The following is a 15,645-nucleotide window of genomic DNA, read 5'->3' as shown; positions in this document are numbered from 1 at the left end:
CAGAGTGTCAAACAGAATTCACAAGGCACTTATCAACAGGGAAAATGCCGGTTTTCTGCGGCAAAAAAGACTAACCCCCGTTATTCATTGCGAATCGCACTCGAATAAAGTCGGTTTTTTCTCAATTTTTCTGCTTTTCTCAGAAGTCCGGCCAGTTGGGAGCCAGGTGCCCACCCATCCGCAGCGGAGCGACCTTCCGGGCCAGGCCGGTTGCGTCATCTGTCTCCACCATCAGCCCACAAACCGTCGCCTCCCCTTCTGCCGGCTGCGGCCGATCCCCGGGAATCTTGCGAACCAGTCTGTGCAATGAGGCAGGCTTCCCCATTCCGATCACGCTATCGTAGTCGCCGCACATTCCAGCATCCGTCTGATACGCCGTGCCCGCAGGCAGAATACGGTGATCGGCTGTTGGAACATGCGTATGCGTCCCCACCACGACAGAAGCCTTGCCGTCGAAATAAGCCCCGAAGCCCATTTTCTCGCTGGTGGCTTCTGCATGAACATCGATCAGGATCGCATGGACCGTCACTCCCAGACGATGCCGGGAGAGGATTTCGCTGACGACGCGGAAGGGGTCATCCAGCGGATCCATGAAGATGCGGCCCATCACATTGATGACCAGCGCCCGGCGTCCACGACTGATTTCGACGATATGGCTCCCCTGCCCCGGTGTGCCAGCAGGATAATTGGCGGGTCTGACGATGTGGGGGGCCTGATTGATATAGCCGATCATGTCCCGCCGATCCCACGCATGATTACCCAGCGTGATCACATCGACACCGGCATTGTGCAGGTTCTTGGCAATATCGGGAGACAGGCCATATCCGTGTGACGCGTTCTCTCCGTTGGCGACCACCAGATCCAGCGAGAGTTTCTGGCGCCAGTCGGCCAGGTTCCGGATTATGGCTTCACGCCCGCTACGCCCGATAATGTCGCCAAGAAACAGCAGTCTCAACAGTCAGTCTTTCATAGTGATTTTGGAAGGATCGGTCCTGATGATCCCGCGCTCGGTCACAATTGCCGGGATCGGAATATCGTAAGGACCTCTGGGAACACGCTCGACCTGCTGTCCGGCAAAGCCGAAACCGATTGCCGGCACATCCAGCATGGCCAGAGTGCGATCGTAATAGCCGCCGCCATATCCGAGCCGATAGCCGGAAGCGTCGAAGGCCAGAAACGGCACCAGAACCAGATCCGGAATATCGATTTCACCCTCGGGATGCGATGTCCCAAAGCGGCCGGCCGTCATGATGCCGGCAGGCGTCCATCGCCGGAAGATCAGGGGAGAGCCTTTGGGCGTGGTTTCCGGCAGCAGAACCTGCCGTCCGGACGCCGAAAGAGCGTGGCAGAGAGGTCGGAGATCCACTTCTCCGGCCAGTGGCCAGACCGCAGCGATCCTGTGAGCCGGTCGTGCCAGAATTTCTTTCAGGAGAAATTTCCGCAACGCCGCCTCGTCATCAGGAGAAGCGGCCTGTCGCAGCTGGGCCATTTTCAGGCGCAGGTCTTTTTTCAGAAGGTCGAGGTCGGAAATCTGTGGAGCCGCCAAAGCCGTTGGTCTTTTCAGCCCTCCTAGACCTGCAAGTGCAGGTGGGCACCGGTTAACGTGACCAGGGCCACGACAGAGCCAGTTCCCTAAGGAATGCTTATCGGCCCGGGGGATGATTTGCCTGACGCACCAGGCAGCTCCACGACCTATATTAGACTGTCCGGCCCGATGTTCAATGTAAACGTTGTAGAATCAGGACGCGCGCTCGAGTTCCGCAGCCAGAAGCTCAGCCTGCCCCGCCAGACGTGCCAGACGGTCCTGCCGTGCCCCCTCAAGCCGAAGGAGCTGCTCGGCCTGCTGGATCTGCGTTTCGGCCTGGGGTGATATCTGCCGGCGTTTCAGCTCGAAAATCTCATCGGCCATCAGCAGGGCGGCCATCATGAGCGTCTTGGATTCGCTTGCGGCCCCGCCCAGGGTCCGCGCCCGCTGGAGCCAGCCTTCCACATGACGGGCCATGTCATAGAGATGGGCTTCTTCGCCATCCTGACACCCGACATTGTAGACGTAACCATTGAGACGAATGGATACCTGTCCCATCGGTCAGCCCTCCTTCCTGTCAAGCACGCCCTGAATGCGGGCGCACAGCGCGTCGATATTGGCCGCGAACTCCGAAAGATCAGGAGCGGAATGGAGCGCACGCTCGCAGGCTTCCTTCGCCAGCAGATGACGCTCGGAGGCAGCGGCAATCCGCATCATCGCTTCCTCAAGACGTTCAACCGCTTTATCGTCCTGCCCATTACCTGTCTCGTTTACCGCCACGATCTTTCCGTTCATGCACTCATTCTGCCAGTAAATGCCCGATTAAAATGCCCAATACAGACCCGCTCCGGCAAGACCATCAGGAAAGACCCGATCCCGGCACGGGGTCAAGGACATCCCTGCCCGTTCACTACCCTGTTTTTATGATTCCGTCCCGTCAGGAGATGGATCAACTGCTTCTGTCCTGGGATAAACCGTTTCTTGCCCTCTCCGCCGAAAGTGCGGGAAACGCGTTTGGCGTCCCATGGTGGCTCGAAGTCGTGGGATCACGGGCAGGACAATCCATTCTGGACTGCGGCGCATCGCCCGCAATCGCCCGGCAGGCGCTGGATGCCGGGATCGGCTGGGCCATCTGCCGGGTCAACCCTGCCCAGTTCCGCGCGCTGGAAACATATAACGATTATCGCGGACGTATCCTGACTTTCCGTCCACCTAGCTCCCGCCGCCACAATCTGCGAGAACGTCCCCATGACAGCCTGTGATCTCTACCCCGTTCTGCCCGCCGGTTTTAAGACGGACGCTGCCCTCGAGGTGCTCCGCGACATCCTCGTGCTGCCCGAAATAACGGCTCTTCGCATCCCCGCCGGATGGACCCCGGAGGCAACGCAGCTTTCACAGCTCGTGGACCTGCTGCATGCCAATGGTGTCGCCATGATCCTGGAAGTCGCGGGATCGCTGGCTGACACGCCGAAATCCCTTCTGGGGATCTGTGACGGACTTCACGTGGCCAACGTCGAGGACCTTGTAAGCCTGCGCAAGACGGTTGGAAGCGACATGCCGGTCGGCTGTCTGTGTACCAATCGCGACGACGCCATGAAGTCTGGCGAATCGGGCGCCGATTACGTCGCGTTTCCGCCCGGCGATCTGGAGCTCGTGAAATGGTGGAGTTCCGTCATGGAACTGCCAGGCGTCGCCGAAAACATCCGGAACACGGAAGACGCCTCGTCCGCCATCACGGCAGGCGCCGACTTCCTTGCCATCCTACTCCAGTTCGATGGCAAGGATGCGGAGCGGTTTTCAGCGATGGCCGTTCTTGCTGCCGGCTGACACCGGTTTCAGCACCGGAACGGGCAGAAGCGTATCCTGCGTGAAGTAGAGAACGCCGTTGGACTGGGGGAAAGACCTGCTCCCCAGACGATTGGTCTGACCCGCCGTATTCTCCAGGATCAGTTCGCCCGTCTGCGGGGAAAGCTGCACACCCAGAAGATCCCCGTACAGGGTCTTCAGCCCGATGGCGCGACCATGATTGCGCTGGATGGCCTTGCGCAGAGCCGCCTCATCCCATTTCCCGTATGCAATCGTGTAGCCCAGAATGTGAGTGAGCTGCCCGCGATTGGCGGGCGCGAGAAGTCCACCCGGCCAGCGGGCGCTCAGGCGCTCCATGGCGGCATTGGGAATGGCAAAGAGCGTATAGGGACCCGGACCGCTGATCCAGGGATCCAGTTTCGTAACCTGAATGGCTTTGACGTAATCGGCGAGTTCCAGCGATCCCGCAATGTTCTCATTGAGCGGATGGTCTTCGTAAGACAGCATCGGCGGCGCATGATAGGCCACCGGACTGTTGGGCGTGCCGTCCGGGCTGGGCTGATAGGCCTGATCGGTGCTTCCAGACATGAGGGCTGCGCGGGCGCTGATCTGGGTCTCGAAGTTGTCCTGGTAGTTCTTCGTCCAGTCAGTGCCCTGCCAGTCAGGATCGCCACAGGCGGAGAGCGAGGCCCCCAGAAGAAGCCCCACGCCGAGTTTCAGTCCCTTCCCCCAGCGCGGAAACCGTCCTGAAGAGAAAACATCGAGTCGCACATCCATGCCTGATCGCACCATCCTGTGAGCGGGAGAAACGACCATAGAGCAGGTTGGCCGAATCAGCACCCGTCCCCGCGCATGGTCCATCCGACGACCTTGCCGCTGACCAGCTCGAATGTCGTCTGACAGCTGGTGTTGTAATAGGTCGACGGGAAACCGCCACCCCATCCACCCATGCCGCCCCAGCCGCCACCCCAGCCGCCCATGCCACCCCAGCCGCCGCCCCAGCCGCCCATACCGCCGCCCCAGCCATCCCAGCCCCAGCCACCGCCGGGAGAATACTGCGTTTCGTTATCGATATAGGCGAGGAACGTATGGCCCTGGGCATCGTAGTTACGGGTCGGAACACCGAACTGACGCAACACGTCCACTTCGGACTTGCCAACCATGGAATCCAGAACCTTGCGCTGCTGAAGGGTGGGGACTTCGCAAGCTGAAAGGCCCAGCAGCGCCAGGACAGACAGCAATCCAACTTTTTTCATCATCATCTTCCCCGACTGTGCCGCGGCAATGCGGTCATGTTCCTCTTTCGACACGTTCTAGCCCTTCTGACGCAAAAGAAGGATTAAAACTCCTGCAAGTTCCGAAAAGATCAGGCCAACCACAAAATGTCACTGATCCGCGGCGCTCCGGTTGCCAGCATGACCAGCCGGTCAAACCCGAGCGCAATTCCTGAACAGGGCGGCAGATCCGGCAAAGCCGCCAGAAACGCCTCGTCCACTGCCCAGTCCTGATCCGGCGACAGTTCCATACGACGCTTACGATCCGTTGCAAAACGCTCGCGTTGCTCCACCGGATCGGTGAGTTCTTCAAAGGCGTTCGCCAGCTCTAGTCCGCTCACATAAAGCTCGAACCGCAGCGCCGCGCGCCCGTCTTCCGGGTCCCGGCGTGCGAGTGCCGCCTGTTCCGCCGGCCAGTGCGTCAGGAATGTGGGACGCTCACGCCCGATCATGGGCTCCACACGCTCCAGAAGAAGCCGGAAAAACAGGTCCTCCCAGCTCTCCCCGTTCCGCAGACCAACATGCGCCTGCCTGGCGAGGGCTTCGGCATTTCCCGCCGTCCCCAGCAGATCCGCCCCCACATAGCGTGCAAATGCAGCCTGCATCGTCAGCCGCTCGAAGGGTAGTGACAGATCAATGACATCCATCCCCCGATGCACCACGGGCGGCAGAAGCGCGCGCAGGAAGGCTTCGGTTTCATCCATGAGCGACGACAGATCCGCGCCCGGACGATACCATTCGAGCATCGTGAACTCCGGGGCATGCGTATTGCTGGCCTCACCATTGCGCCAGACACGCGCCATCTGGAACACGGGCCGTCCCGTCGCCGCGACAATGCGCTTCATCGCGAATTCCGGACTCGTATGCAGGAAACGCGCTTCACGGGAGCCATCCGGCCGCTCAAGCTCCGTCCTGAAACAGCGCAGATGAACTTCTTCACCCGGAACAGGAACCGCGAAAGGCGTTTCGACTTCCAGATATCCGCGTTCTTCAAAGAAAGTCCGAACCGATCTGACCATCTGCGCACGCCGCTCAAGCAGAGGCAGGCGCTCGGCGATCCGGCCCGGATCAGCAGACAATACGGTCATGACGTCTCTCGCTCCTGTTGCAAAACCGGGACCCGCACCGCTAGAGGCATCACATGGATGATATGGTCAAGACAGCCTCGCAACATTCCGCGGGACCTTCTGCAAAACGTCACACGCTTCGTACACCGTCCGACCTGATCGACGCAGGGCTGGCGACGGAAGCCGATCGTGCAACGCTCGAAGCGGTGGGCGAGCGCTTCACGATGGCCATTCCCCCCGCCTTCCGGGACCTGATTACGCATCCGGACGACCCCATCGCCCGACAGGTCATCCCCGACGCCCGCGAACTCGTGACCCTGCCCCACGAAGACCCCGACCCGATCGGCGATGATGCTCTCTCGCCCGTCCCCGGCATCGTGCACCGCTATGCAGATCGCGCCCTGCTCAAGCCGTTGCTGGTCTGCCCGCTTTACTGTCGGTTCTGTTTCAGACGCGAGCATGTCGGTCCGGGCGGTGGACTGCTCAGCAATGCACAGCTTGAAACCGCGCTCGACTGGGTGCGGCAGCATCCCGATATCCGCGAAATCATTCTGACAGGCGGCGATCCGCTCATGCTGGCCCCGCGCCGGCTGAAGCATATCGTGCAATCCCTGTCCGGCATCCCGCATATCGAGACCATCCGCATCCATTCCCGCGTGCCGGTCGCCGACCCGGCCCGTATGACGGAAGAGCTTCTGGATGCCATGGAGACGGACCGCGCCATGTGGCTGGTCATTCACGCCAACCATGCCAGCGAACTGACCCCGCACGCGACAAAAGCCATCCGCGCCGTTCTGTCCCGCGCCATTCCGGTGCTCTCGCAGTCCGTCCTGCTGCGCGGGGTCAATGATACGGTTGAAAGTCTGGAAGCCCTGCTGCGGGCGCTCATCAAGGCACGGGTCAAACCCTATTACCTGCACCATCTCGATGCTGCTGCCGGAACAGGACATTTCCACGTCCCGGTCGCGCAGGGTCAGGCCCTGCTGAGACAGCTACGCGGGCGGGTCACGGGACTGGCATGGCCAACCTATGTTCTGGATATCCCGAGTGGTCGGGGCAAAGTCCCGATCGGGCCGGAATATCTGGACCCCGCGTCTCCGGGCACGGTCTCAACGCCCGATGGAGAGGCGTGCAGCTTCACCTGACACGCCCCATAAAACTGAAGCCGCTTTATTTGGCGTCGAACATGTGAGTGGCATGGGTGATGGCCCCGCCCGCACGGATGGCGGCGGCCACCAGGGCGATCTCGGAGAGCTGCGCATCCGTCGCACCGGCCTCGCGCGCGGCCTTCACATGCAGTTCGATACAATACGGGCACTGCGTCGTCAGTGCGACGGCCACGGCGGCGAGCTGCTTGGTCAGGGCGCTGACTTCGCCTTCCTCGAATGCAGCACGGTCGAACTGCCAGAAGGCATCCATGCCCTTGGAGGCATTGGCTTCAAGATGGGAAATGCGCGAGAGGTTCTTCATATCGTACATGCGGCTTCTCCTTGCGGTTCGCCCTGACCTTCAGGACAGACACACAGTCTGACATGACCTGTCCGCCGTCATGTCCCAAGCCCCCTGCCCTTCACACTTTCCTGAAGCTGCAAACCGTCACGCGCCCCTTGGCCTTGCTTCCAGCCCCCGTGCGGCGCTAGAAGCCCACAAGACGTGACAGAAAATCCCTACCCAAGGGTCATCAGGACACAAGCATGAAACAGCAAGCCAACCTTATCCGGGCCGGCCAGGTCATCGAGCACGATGGCCGCCGCTGGACGGTTCTCAAGCAGCAGATCATCACCCCGGGCAAGGGTGGCGCCTTCATCCAGGTCGAAATGCGCGACCTCAAGACGGGCAACAAGACCAACGAGCGCTGGAGAACGGCGGATTCCGTCGAGCGTCTGGTCACGGAAGACAAGGACTATACCTATTCCTACATGGACGGTGACAATGTCGTCCTGATGGACCCGGAAACGTTCGAGCAGCTGATCCTCGCCAAGGACATCTTCGGCGACCAGTTTGCCTTCCTGCAGGACAACATGCCGCTGAACGTCAAGCTGGTCGAAGGCGACCCGGTGGGCGTGGAACTGCCGCCGCACGTGACGCTGGAAGTCACGGAAGCCGACCCGGTGGTCAAGGGCCAGACGGCCAGCTCGTCCTACAAGCCCGCCATGCTGTCCAATGGCGTGAAGACGCTGGTCCCGCCGTTCATTGAAGCCGGTGAGCGCATCGTTGTCCGCACGGAAGACGGATCCTACGTCGAACGCGCGAAGGACTGATCCAGCATGCGTCTTTCCCCGCACATGGCCGTCATGCAGGGCGCGGCACAGAAGGCTTCGCGCCGTCTGCTCCGTGACTTTGCAGAGGTCGAACAGCTTCAGGTCAGCATCAAGGGTCCCGGAGATTTCGTTTCCCAGGCAGACCTGCGCGCCGAAACCATCCTCCGCGAGGAACTGAGCCGCGCCCGTCCCGGCTACGCCTTCCTGATGGAAGAAAGCGGTGCTTCGGGCGGGGACAACTGGACCTGGCGCTGGATCGTCGATCCGCTGGACGGCACGACGAACTTCCTGCACGGCATCCCGCACTGGGCCATTTCCATCGGCCTTCAGCGCAAACTGCCGGACGGAACGATCGAAATGGCTGCCGCGGTTGTCTACAACCCCGCTGCCAACGAGATGTTCTGGGCCGAAAAAGGCGTGGGCGCGTTCCTCAACGAACGCCGCCTTCGTGTCTCCGGTCGCCGCAACATGCACGAAGCCCTGTTCGCAACCGGCATTCCCTTCGCGAAAGTCCCGAGCAGCAGCCGTCTGCCGTTCGCACGTGTTCTCGGCGCCCTGATGCCTCAGGTTGCCGGGATTCGCCGCTTCGGTGCCGCAGCCCTGGATCTCGCCTGGGTCGCAGCCGGCCGTTATGACGGTTACTGGGAATTCGGCATCAAGCCCTGGGACTGCGCAGCCGGTCTGCTTCTGGTGCGCGAAGCCGGTGGTTATGCGACCGATCCGGACGGAACCGAACTCCATGACCTCCCCGACGACGTCAATGTCGTTGCCGGAAACACCAACCTTCACGGCCCCCTGCGCGCCCTTGTGCACGAGGCCCTGAACCGGAGCTGACGAAACTGCCCTCACTTCCCATTGCGGGAGTCGTGAGGCCTCGTCTAGGATCGGCCTGACATGTACAGGCCGATCCCCTTCTCCCTTCCTCTGGCGGCCTTTCTGGCCTGCCTTCCGCTGTCCGCCGCACAGGCGCAGGTCACCAGCAATCTGGATGATCTGCCTCAGGCCAAGACAGCCCCCTCCGCGAAAAAACCAGCCCCGACGACGCATCCGGCAGGATACGCCGTCCAGAAGCCTGCAGCAAAGGCCCCGGCCCCCGTGGCAGCACCGCCCGCAGCGGGAGCATCCTCCACGGCAGAGCCCGTCCGGAGCACGCCGACGCACACGACCGTTCCTGGCGTTCCCCCTGCTCCGCCGCCGCCAGTCGTCCTGCCCCCGCCTTTCGTCCCCGTCCAGATTCACCCTCCCGTCCCGCCCGCCGAAGTCACGGCCGTTGCCGACGCGGCCAGCCATACGGCGCCGCTCCCTGATGGCGGGATGCGGGTCCTTTTCCCGAGCGGAAGCGAAGCGCTGAACGCAGACAGCCTCAAGGCGCTTCAGGACTACGGAACCGAGCTTTCCCACCATCCCGAGCAGCGCGTCGTGCTGATGGCTTACGCGGCACTGCCCGGCGATGACGTGTCCATGCCGCGCCGCATCGCGCTGGCAAGGGCGCTCGCTGTCCGCTCGATCTTCATTCACGCAGGTGTCGCCACGACCCGCCTCTACCCCCGCGCGCTGGGGCGTCCGGATGCGGGAGACACTGCACCTGCTGACCGGCTGGATGTTGTCATCGAGACAAATCCCACCGACACCCCCGCCTCTTCCGCAAACGGCATGCCATAATAAAATCAGGAAAGACACGCCGTGACACGTCCTACGACCTACCTGCTGCGAATGGCCGTTTTCCTTGTCGCGGTCGGCCTTCTGGCCGCGACAATGGGCACGACCCTGCTCCATGCTTTCAACGCGAACCCCAAGCTCGACGCCATCATCCTGGGCGTGCTCCTGATGGGGATCCTGTGGAACCTTCATGTCGTCCAGCGCCTGATGCCGGAAGTGCAGTGGGTTGAGCTCCTGCGTCAGCCCCGCGCCGGTCTGGCCGCGCCCAAGGCCCCGCGCCTGCTCGCGCCCATGGCCAGCATGCTGGCAGCCCGCAACCGCACGGACCGCCTGACGCTCTCGACCCAGACGACACAGGCCATGCTCGACAGCCTGTCCTCGCGTCTGGATGAAAGCCGGGAAATCTCCCGCTACATGACGCAGCTCCTGATCTTCCTGGGTCTGCTGGGCACGTTCTACGGACTTCTGCTGACGGTCAGTTCCATTGCGTCCGTCATCGGCGGGATGTCCGCAGGCGGCGGGGACATGGACGTCATGTTCAACCAGCTCAAAACCGGACTGGCCGGACCGCTGGCTGGTATGTCCACGGCGTTCTCTGGCTCGATGTTCGGTCTGGCCGGCGCACTGGTTCTCGGCTTTCTGGATCTCACGGCCGGACAGGCCCAGACCCGCTTCTTCAACGAACTGGAAGAGTGGCTGGCTGGTGTCACGCGTGTCAGCGGCAGCACGTCCATCGACAGCGACGGCGCACCCGTTCCGGCCTATGTTCAGGCCCTGCTCGAACAAACGGCCGAAAATCTGGAAACGCTGCAGAACGCCGTCTCCCGCAGCGAGGAAAACCGCGTCCGCGAACTGCACATGCTCGACAGCCTGCAGGAGCGCCTGCGCGGCATGACGGATCTGCTTGCTGCCAACCAGACGCTCATGACCCGCACGGCCGAAACCCAGACCGCCCTTCTGCGTCACATGGGCGATGAAGGTCCGGGCTCTCAGGGCACGGCGCTCCTGCGGATCGAGACGCATCTCAGCCGCCTGATCCAGGAACTGCATGAAGGCCGCGCCCAGACAATCGGAGAGCTTCGCAACGATCTGCGCGTTCTGGCCCGCACGATCGCGGCGGCCTCCGGCAGCACGACGCCCCCTCCCGGCAGGCAGGGCTGATCCATGGCCCGGCGCAGACGCGGATCACACAACGCCCTCGATGCCTGGCCCGGCTATGTGGACGCCCTGTCCACCCTGCTGATGGTCGTCACATTCGTCCTGCTGGTGTTCGTGGTGGGGCAGCAGTTCCTCTCGGTGTCGCTGTCGCGGCGCGAACACACGCTGGATGCCCTGCAGAAACAGTTGGCCGAACTGTCACACATGCTGTCGATGACGGAAGACAAGAACAAAAGCCTGTCCTCAACCGTCGCCACACTGGCGGACGAAAAGCAGCATAATCAGGCCCAGCTCCAGACCCTGTCGACCCAGATCGCCGCCCTGACAGGGCAGCTTCAGTCAAAGGATCAGGCTCTGGCTTCGGCTGATGACACGAGCAAACAGCAGAACAGCAAGATCTCGGACCTTCAGGCCCAGATCGAGGAACTGACCCGCCAGCTTCAGGCGATCAGCAACGCCCTCGATATCGAAAAGAAGGCCGAACAGGGCAAAGACGCCCAGATTGCGGATCTTGGCAGCAAGCTCAATCTGGCGCTGGCGGACAAGGTCAATCAGCTCAAACGCTACCGTTCGGAGTTCTTCGGACGCCTGCGCGACCTGCTGAAAGACCAGAAGGGCGTGAACGTCGTGGGAGACCGCTTCGTCTTCCAGTCGGAAATCCTGTTCCCGCAGGGAAGTGCCGACCTGACACCGGAAGGCCGCAAGGAAATCACGACCCTTGCGCATACCTTCAAGCAGGTTGCCTCAACGATCCCGACGGATCTTCCGTGGATCCTGCGCGTGGACGGTCATGCTGACCGCCAGCCCATCCACAGCGCTTTTCCCAGCAACTGGGAACTGTCGTCCGAACGTGCCATCACCGTGGTCAAGCTGCTCATTGCCGAAGGTGTGGACCCGCACCATCTGGCCGCGACAGGCTTTGCCGACTACCAGCCTCTGGACGCTGCCAGCACACCGGCGGCCTATGCCAGAAACCGCAGGATCGAGTTCCGTCTGACGGACCGCTGATCCTTCTTCCGCCTGCCTTTTCACAAAGGCAGGCTTTTGCGCAGATCTACTGACATTTCTGCGATAATCCCTTATGTAGCAGCCATGACCGATACCCCGCTCTCCCTTATCCGCAATTTCTCGATCATCGCTCATATCGATCACGGCAAATCGACGCTGGCCGATCGGCTGATCCAGGCCTGTGGCGCGCTGACCGCGCGTGAGATGAAAAACCAGGTCCTCGATTCGATGGAGCTCGAGCAGGAGCGCGGGATCACCATCAAGGCGCAGACCGTGCGCCTGACCTATCCGGCCAAGGACGGCAAGGTTTACACGCTGAACCTGATGGACACGCCGGGCCATGTCGACTTCGCCTATGAAGTCAGCCGCTCGCTCGCTGCCTGTGAAGGCTCGCTGCTGGTCGTGGACGCCTCGCAGGGCGTGGAAGCCCAGACGCTGGCGAACGTCTATCAGGCGCTCGATGCCAATCATGAAATCGTCCCGGTCCTGAACAAGATCGATCTGCCGGCAGCCGAACCCGAGCGCGTCCGCGCCCAGATCGAAGACGTGGTTGGCATTCCGGCCGATGACGCCGTCGAGATCAGCGCCAAGACCGGCATCAATATCGAAGGCGTGCTCGAAGCCCTCGTCCAGCGCCTCCCGGCCCCCACAGGCGACGCCGAAGCCCCGCTTCAGGCCCTGCTGGTGGACAGCTGGTACGATGCCTATCTCGGCGTCATCATCCTCGTCCGCATCAAGGACGGCCGCCTCAAGCGCGGTGACCGCATCCGCATGATGCAGACCGGCGCGACCTACCATGTCGATCAGGTCGGCGTGTTTCTGCCCAAGATGCAGTCGGTCGAGAGCCTCGGCCCGGGCGAGATGGGCTATATCAACGCCGCCATCAAGACCGTCGCGGACTGCAATGTCGGTGACACCGTCACGCTCGACAAGCGCCCCGCCGAGAAGGCCCTGCCAGGCTTCAAGCCGTCCATTCCCGTGGTGTGGTGTGGCCTCTTCCCGATCGACGCCGACGACTTCGAAAAGCTGCGTGACAGCCTCGGTAAGCTGCGCCTGAACGACGCCTCGTTCCACTTCGAGGCAGAGACTTCCGCCGCGCTGGGCTTCGGTTTCCGCTGCGGCTTCCTCGGCCTACTGCATCTGGAAATCATCCAGGAGCGCCTGTCCCGCGAGTTCAATCTCGACCTGATCGCAACCGCACCGTCCGTGGTCTACAAGATGCACATGACGGATGGGACAGTCGAGGAACTGCACAACCCGGCCGACATGCCCGAGCTCAGCAAGATCGAGATGATCGAAGAGCCGTGGATCAAGGCTACCATCATGGTGCAGGACGAATATCTGGGTCCGGTCCTGACGCTGTGCTCCGAACGCCGTGGCATCCAGGTCGATCTGACCTATGTCGGCAACCGCGCCATGGCTGTCTACCGCCTGCCGCTGAACGAAGTGGTGTTCGATTTCTACGACCGCCTGAAATCCATCAGCCGCGGCTATGCCTCGTTCGACTACCAGATGGACGGCTACGAAGAGAGCGATCTGGTCCGCATCTCCATCCTCGTGAACCACGAGCCGGTCGATGCATTGTCCTTCATCTCGCACCGCACCGTCGCCGAACAGCGTGGCCGCTCGATCTGCGCCAAGCTCAAGGACCTGATCCCCAAGCAGCTGTTCAAGATCGCCATTCAGGCGGCCATCGGCTCCAAGGTCATCGCCCGTGAAACGATCGGCGCACTGTCCAAGGACGTGACGGCTAAGTGTTATGGTGGTGACATTTCCCGTAAGCGCAAGCTTCTGGACAAGCAGAAGGAAGGCAAGAAGCGCATGCGGCAGTTCGGTAAGGTCGAAATCCCCCAGAGCGCCTTCCTCGCTGCCCTGAAGATGGACTGACCCCTGCCTTATGTCGAAAAGCGCCGCCATCCTGTTCGTTCACAATGAAGTCGACACGATCGGATGGTGGCTCGCGCATCATGCGACCATCGGCTTTTCAACGCTGATCGTCTGTGATGATCATTCGACTGACGGAACAGCCGCGGCTCTCTCCAACGCCGCCACGCTTTACGACATCCGCGTCCACTCTTCCGATACGACCCTGCCCGAACGGCTGGACCGTCAGACCCGCTTCCACGAAATGGCTCTGGAGCAGGGCAGGAACGAATTTGACTGGATGATGATCCTGGCGGCGGATGAATATCTGCATTTTGAAACCGCCCGGTCCGTCGCCGAGTTCACTGCCGCCGCATCCGCCTCCATGCTTCCGGTAAACTGGTGCCTGTTTGGCTCGTCAGGTCGCACGGTTCCGTCCCCCTTCTCTCCGGTTGAGACCTTCACGCGGCACGGCCTGCTGAGCCTGCCGGATCATCGCGTCGTCCGATATCTCGTCCAGCCCCGTCGGATCGGCAACACTCTGCCCGATCCGTTTTCCGCGCTTGAGAGAAACGCGACCTGGTCCGACAGCCGTATCCTTCATTTCGCCGCAGGCGATCATGAAAGCTTCCTGCGGCGCAACTCCAGCGCCACGCCGGACAAGGCCTGGCAGAACTTCGACCGCAACGACGCCGAATATACCGGCGCGAGCCGTTGGCTGCCGGAAAGCCGCCGGATTGCCTCTTCCATCGTACAGGCGTCGCTGACGGATCTGTACTGGCGCCTCAAGGCCACTGTCACCCATGCAGACCGGGCCGTTCTGCAGGATCTCGGCCTGACACCCGCACAGCTTTCCGCGCCCTCATCCCGCCGGACACCCCCGCAGTTCCATTTCTGCATGCTCGGCCAGACGAAGCAGCTGATGAGGGACATGCAGATGGGATATCTCGTGTCGGTCGGGGCGGGAGAGATGAACTTTGGCCGTTACAATCCCCTGATCATGGCACTCGAAGTATCGGACGGGGATGTCTGGAACGCCTGCCTCTTCACGGAAAACCCGCTCCCCGGGCGCTACCTTTCCCTTCCCGGTTCGCCCACGCTTCTGCCGATGGTGCCGCTTCATGTCATGATCGCGGAAAATACGGTCCTGTCGCCCGTCAGTGGCGAAGAAATCCGGATCGCCATTCCCGGCCATGCCCTAAGCAAGATCGACGCCACCACGGCACTCTACACGCGGATGACATCCTTCATGGTGCTGACAGCGGAAGGCCATGGTCTTGCTGATCTTCTGCGGGGGATCGACCGGCTCCCTGCTCCAGACGCCAGCGCACTGGGCTGTGCCATTGCGATGCTTGACCCCGAAGACGCCGAACGCCTCGCGCAGACCTTCCCTGGCCTGATCCCGCGAAGCCTCATGCCGGTGCGTCCGCCTCAGCCCTGACGTTCGGCACTCTTGCGGAACAGCGCAAACGTCGCGACCGCGCCTTCCGTCACAGCCTGCCGGCGCACCGCATCACTTTCATCCAGATACTGCCCGAGCTTCTCAAGAAACGCCGGCCATTCTCCCTTCCGGTGAAACGCCAACAGATAGGCCCGGGGCAGCCCTTCTGCTACGCACCCGGACAGAACACGCCCCCCAAGCCGTGAGCCTTCCAGCACATACAGAACGCCCATCGCCGTGCCGTCACGTTCCGGCAGGCACTCCGCATGCACGGCAGGGACAGGCAGCCCCATCTGACGCAGATCATCCTTCAGAAGCTCCGCCCGCGGACGCCAGACCGGCAGTGACACCGCATGTCGGCTGAGATACGCCTCCGCAGCCCCAAGCACGCGCGCATGGGCGGTCAGAAAGTCCCCATAGGATTGCGGATCCGCAAGCTCGAACCGGGAAAATGCCTCATCGACCGCCTCATGGGCCTTCCGGCTGACATGCCGCAGTTCCGTCAGACCAGAGTTCTTCTGCTCATCGGCGCCTCCAACTGTCTTCATTCGTGCTGATCTTCCCATGCGCTGTGAAACCGTTC

At 61.8% G+C, this 15,645-nt stretch carries 19 protein-coding genes and 1 other RNA gene; 10 read left to right on the top strand and 10 right to left on the bottom strand.

Going from position 1 to position 15,645, the window contains the following annotated elements; genetic code table 11:
- Window positions 1-139 precede the first annotated feature (139 nt).
- From GOX01_RS01885 to GOX01_RS01865, 5 genes are all read right to left on the bottom strand, one after another.
- Window positions 140-955 carry a TIGR00282 family metallophosphoesterase gene (locus GOX01_RS01885; RefSeq protein ID WP_011251811.1) on the bottom strand — a complete coding sequence of 272 codons (816 nt, stop codon included), beginning with the start codon at window positions 953-955 and terminating at the stop codon, window positions 140-142.
- Window positions 956-958: 3 nt separating this feature from the next.
- On the bottom strand, window positions 959-1,546 hold the full coding sequence (locus tag GOX01_RS01880) for a 5-formyltetrahydrofolate cyclo-ligase (RefSeq protein WP_011251812.1): 588 nt from the start codon (window positions 1,544-1,546) through the stop codon (window positions 959-961).
- A non-coding RNA gene (ssrS, locus tag GOX01_RS01875) (6S RNA) lies at window positions 1,533-1,689 on the bottom strand. The genes GOX01_RS01880 and ssrS overlap by 14 nt, the downstream gene beginning before the upstream one ends.
- 49 nt (window positions 1,690-1,738) lie before the next feature.
- Window positions 1,739-2,083, bottom strand: a complete 345-nt coding sequence (locus GOX01_RS01870; RefSeq protein ID WP_011251813.1) for a cell division protein ZapA — start codon at window positions 2,081-2,083, stop codon at window positions 1,739-1,741.
- Between the two features lie 3 nt (window positions 2,084-2,086).
- Window positions 2,087-2,320, bottom strand: coding sequence for a hypothetical protein (locus GOX01_RS01865; RefSeq protein ID WP_049750714.1), 234 nt, complete (start codon window positions 2,318-2,320; stop codon window positions 2,087-2,089).
- Between the two features lie 149 nt (window positions 2,321-2,469).
- Between GOX01_RS01865 and GOX01_RS01860 the strand changes: the two genes are divergently transcribed.
- The gene (locus GOX01_RS01860) at window positions 2,470-2,787 is read left to right on the top strand and encodes a hypothetical protein (protein ID WP_131973774.1); all 318 of its coding nucleotides are present in this window, start codon (window positions 2,470-2,472) and stop codon (window positions 2,785-2,787) included.
- On the top strand, window positions 2,774-3,352 hold the full coding sequence (locus GOX01_RS01855; protein ID WP_062268769.1) for a thiamine phosphate synthase: 579 nt from the start codon (window positions 2,774-2,776) through the stop codon (window positions 3,350-3,352). Before GOX01_RS01860 ends, GOX01_RS01855 begins: the two co-directional genes overlap by 14 nt.
- On the opposite strand, the gene GOX01_RS01850 is transcribed toward GOX01_RS01855, so the two are convergent.
- The 3 genes from GOX01_RS01850 to epmA form a co-directional block, all read right to left on the bottom strand.
- Entirely contained in the window at window positions 3,323-4,108 is a 786-nt protein-coding gene (locus GOX01_RS01850) for a fasciclin domain-containing protein (protein ID WP_024717202.1), read from the bottom strand. The two genes, GOX01_RS01855 and GOX01_RS01850, sit on opposite strands and share 30 nt — an antisense overlap.
- Before the next feature lie 56 nt (window positions 4,109-4,164).
- On the bottom strand, window positions 4,165-4,593 hold the full coding sequence (locus GOX01_RS12985) for a hypothetical protein (protein WP_024717203.1): 429 nt from the start codon (window positions 4,591-4,593) through the stop codon (window positions 4,165-4,167).
- A gap of 104 nt (window positions 4,594-4,697) precedes the next feature.
- Window positions 4,698-5,693, bottom strand: a complete 996-nt coding sequence (gene epmA / locus GOX01_RS01840) for an EF-P lysine aminoacylase EpmA (RefSeq protein ID WP_034954554.1) — start codon at window positions 5,691-5,693, stop codon at window positions 4,698-4,700.
- 53 nt (window positions 5,694-5,746) lie between these two features.
- Between epmA and GOX01_RS01835 the strand changes: the two genes are divergently transcribed.
- Entirely contained in the window at window positions 5,747-6,817 is a 1,071-nt protein-coding gene (locus tag GOX01_RS01835; RefSeq protein WP_011251820.1) for a lysine-2,3-aminomutase-like protein, read from the top strand.
- 25 nt (window positions 6,818-6,842) lie between these two features.
- On the opposite strand, the gene GOX01_RS01830 is transcribed toward GOX01_RS01835, so the two are convergent.
- Window positions 6,843-7,151: a carboxymuconolactone decarboxylase family protein gene (locus GOX01_RS01830; RefSeq protein ID WP_011251821.1), complete on the bottom strand. Its 309-nt coding sequence runs from the start codon at window positions 7,149-7,151 to the stop codon at window positions 6,843-6,845.
- 215 nt (window positions 7,152-7,366) lie between these two features.
- Between GOX01_RS01830 and efp the strand changes: the two genes are divergently transcribed.
- The 7 genes from efp (at window position 7,367) to GOX01_RS01795 (ending at window position 15,062) form a co-directional block, all read left to right on the top strand.
- Window positions 7,367-7,933 (top strand): elongation factor P, encoded by a 567-nt coding sequence (gene efp / locus GOX01_RS01825; protein WP_011251822.1) that lies wholly within the window; start codon window positions 7,367-7,369, stop codon window positions 7,931-7,933.
- 6 nt (window positions 7,934-7,939) lie between these two features.
- The gene (locus GOX01_RS01820; RefSeq protein ID WP_011251823.1) at window positions 7,940-8,767 is read left to right on the top strand and encodes an inositol monophosphatase family protein; all 828 of its coding nucleotides are present in this window, start codon (window positions 7,940-7,942) and stop codon (window positions 8,765-8,767) included.
- A gap of 60 nt (window positions 8,768-8,827) precedes the next feature.
- On the top strand, window positions 8,828-9,595 hold the full coding sequence (locus GOX01_RS01815) for an OmpA family protein (RefSeq protein ID WP_011251824.1): 768 nt from the start codon (window positions 8,828-8,830) through the stop codon (window positions 9,593-9,595).
- Window positions 9,596-9,616: 21 nt separating this feature from the next.
- Window positions 9,617-10,753 (top strand): hypothetical protein, encoded by a 1,137-nt coding sequence (locus GOX01_RS01810; RefSeq protein ID WP_011251825.1) that lies wholly within the window; start codon window positions 9,617-9,619, stop codon window positions 10,751-10,753.
- A gap of 3 nt (window positions 10,754-10,756) precedes the next feature.
- Window positions 10,757-11,758: a peptidoglycan -binding protein gene (locus tag GOX01_RS01805; RefSeq protein ID WP_011251826.1), complete on the top strand. Its 1,002-nt coding sequence runs from the start codon at window positions 10,757-10,759 to the stop codon at window positions 11,756-11,758.
- A gap of 84 nt (window positions 11,759-11,842) precedes the next feature.
- Window positions 11,843-13,645 (top strand): translation elongation factor 4, encoded by a 1,803-nt coding sequence (gene lepA, locus GOX01_RS01800; RefSeq protein WP_024717204.1) that lies wholly within the window; start codon window positions 11,843-11,845, stop codon window positions 13,643-13,645.
- A gap of 10 nt (window positions 13,646-13,655) precedes the next feature.
- Window positions 13,656-15,062, top strand: a complete 1,407-nt coding sequence (locus GOX01_RS01795; RefSeq protein ID WP_011251828.1) for a glycosyltransferase family 2 protein — start codon at window positions 13,656-13,658, stop codon at window positions 15,060-15,062.
- Here the strand turns inward: GOX01_RS01795 and GOX01_RS01790 are convergent.
- Entirely contained in the window at window positions 15,053-15,610 is a 558-nt protein-coding gene (locus GOX01_RS01790; RefSeq protein WP_011251829.1) for a biliverdin-producing heme oxygenase, read from the bottom strand. The two genes, GOX01_RS01795 and GOX01_RS01790, sit on opposite strands and share 10 nt — an antisense overlap.
- Window positions 15,611-15,645 lie beyond the last annotated feature (35 nt).

It is taken from the genome of Gluconobacter oxydans, from assembly GCF_006539685.1.
In the GTDB taxonomy this organism is placed as follows: Bacteria; Pseudomonadota; Alphaproteobacteria; order Acetobacterales; family Acetobacteraceae; genus Gluconobacter; species Gluconobacter oxydans.
The sequence above is the reverse complement of the archived record's forward strand: the minus strand, read 5'-3'. Positions and strand labels throughout refer to the sequence as shown.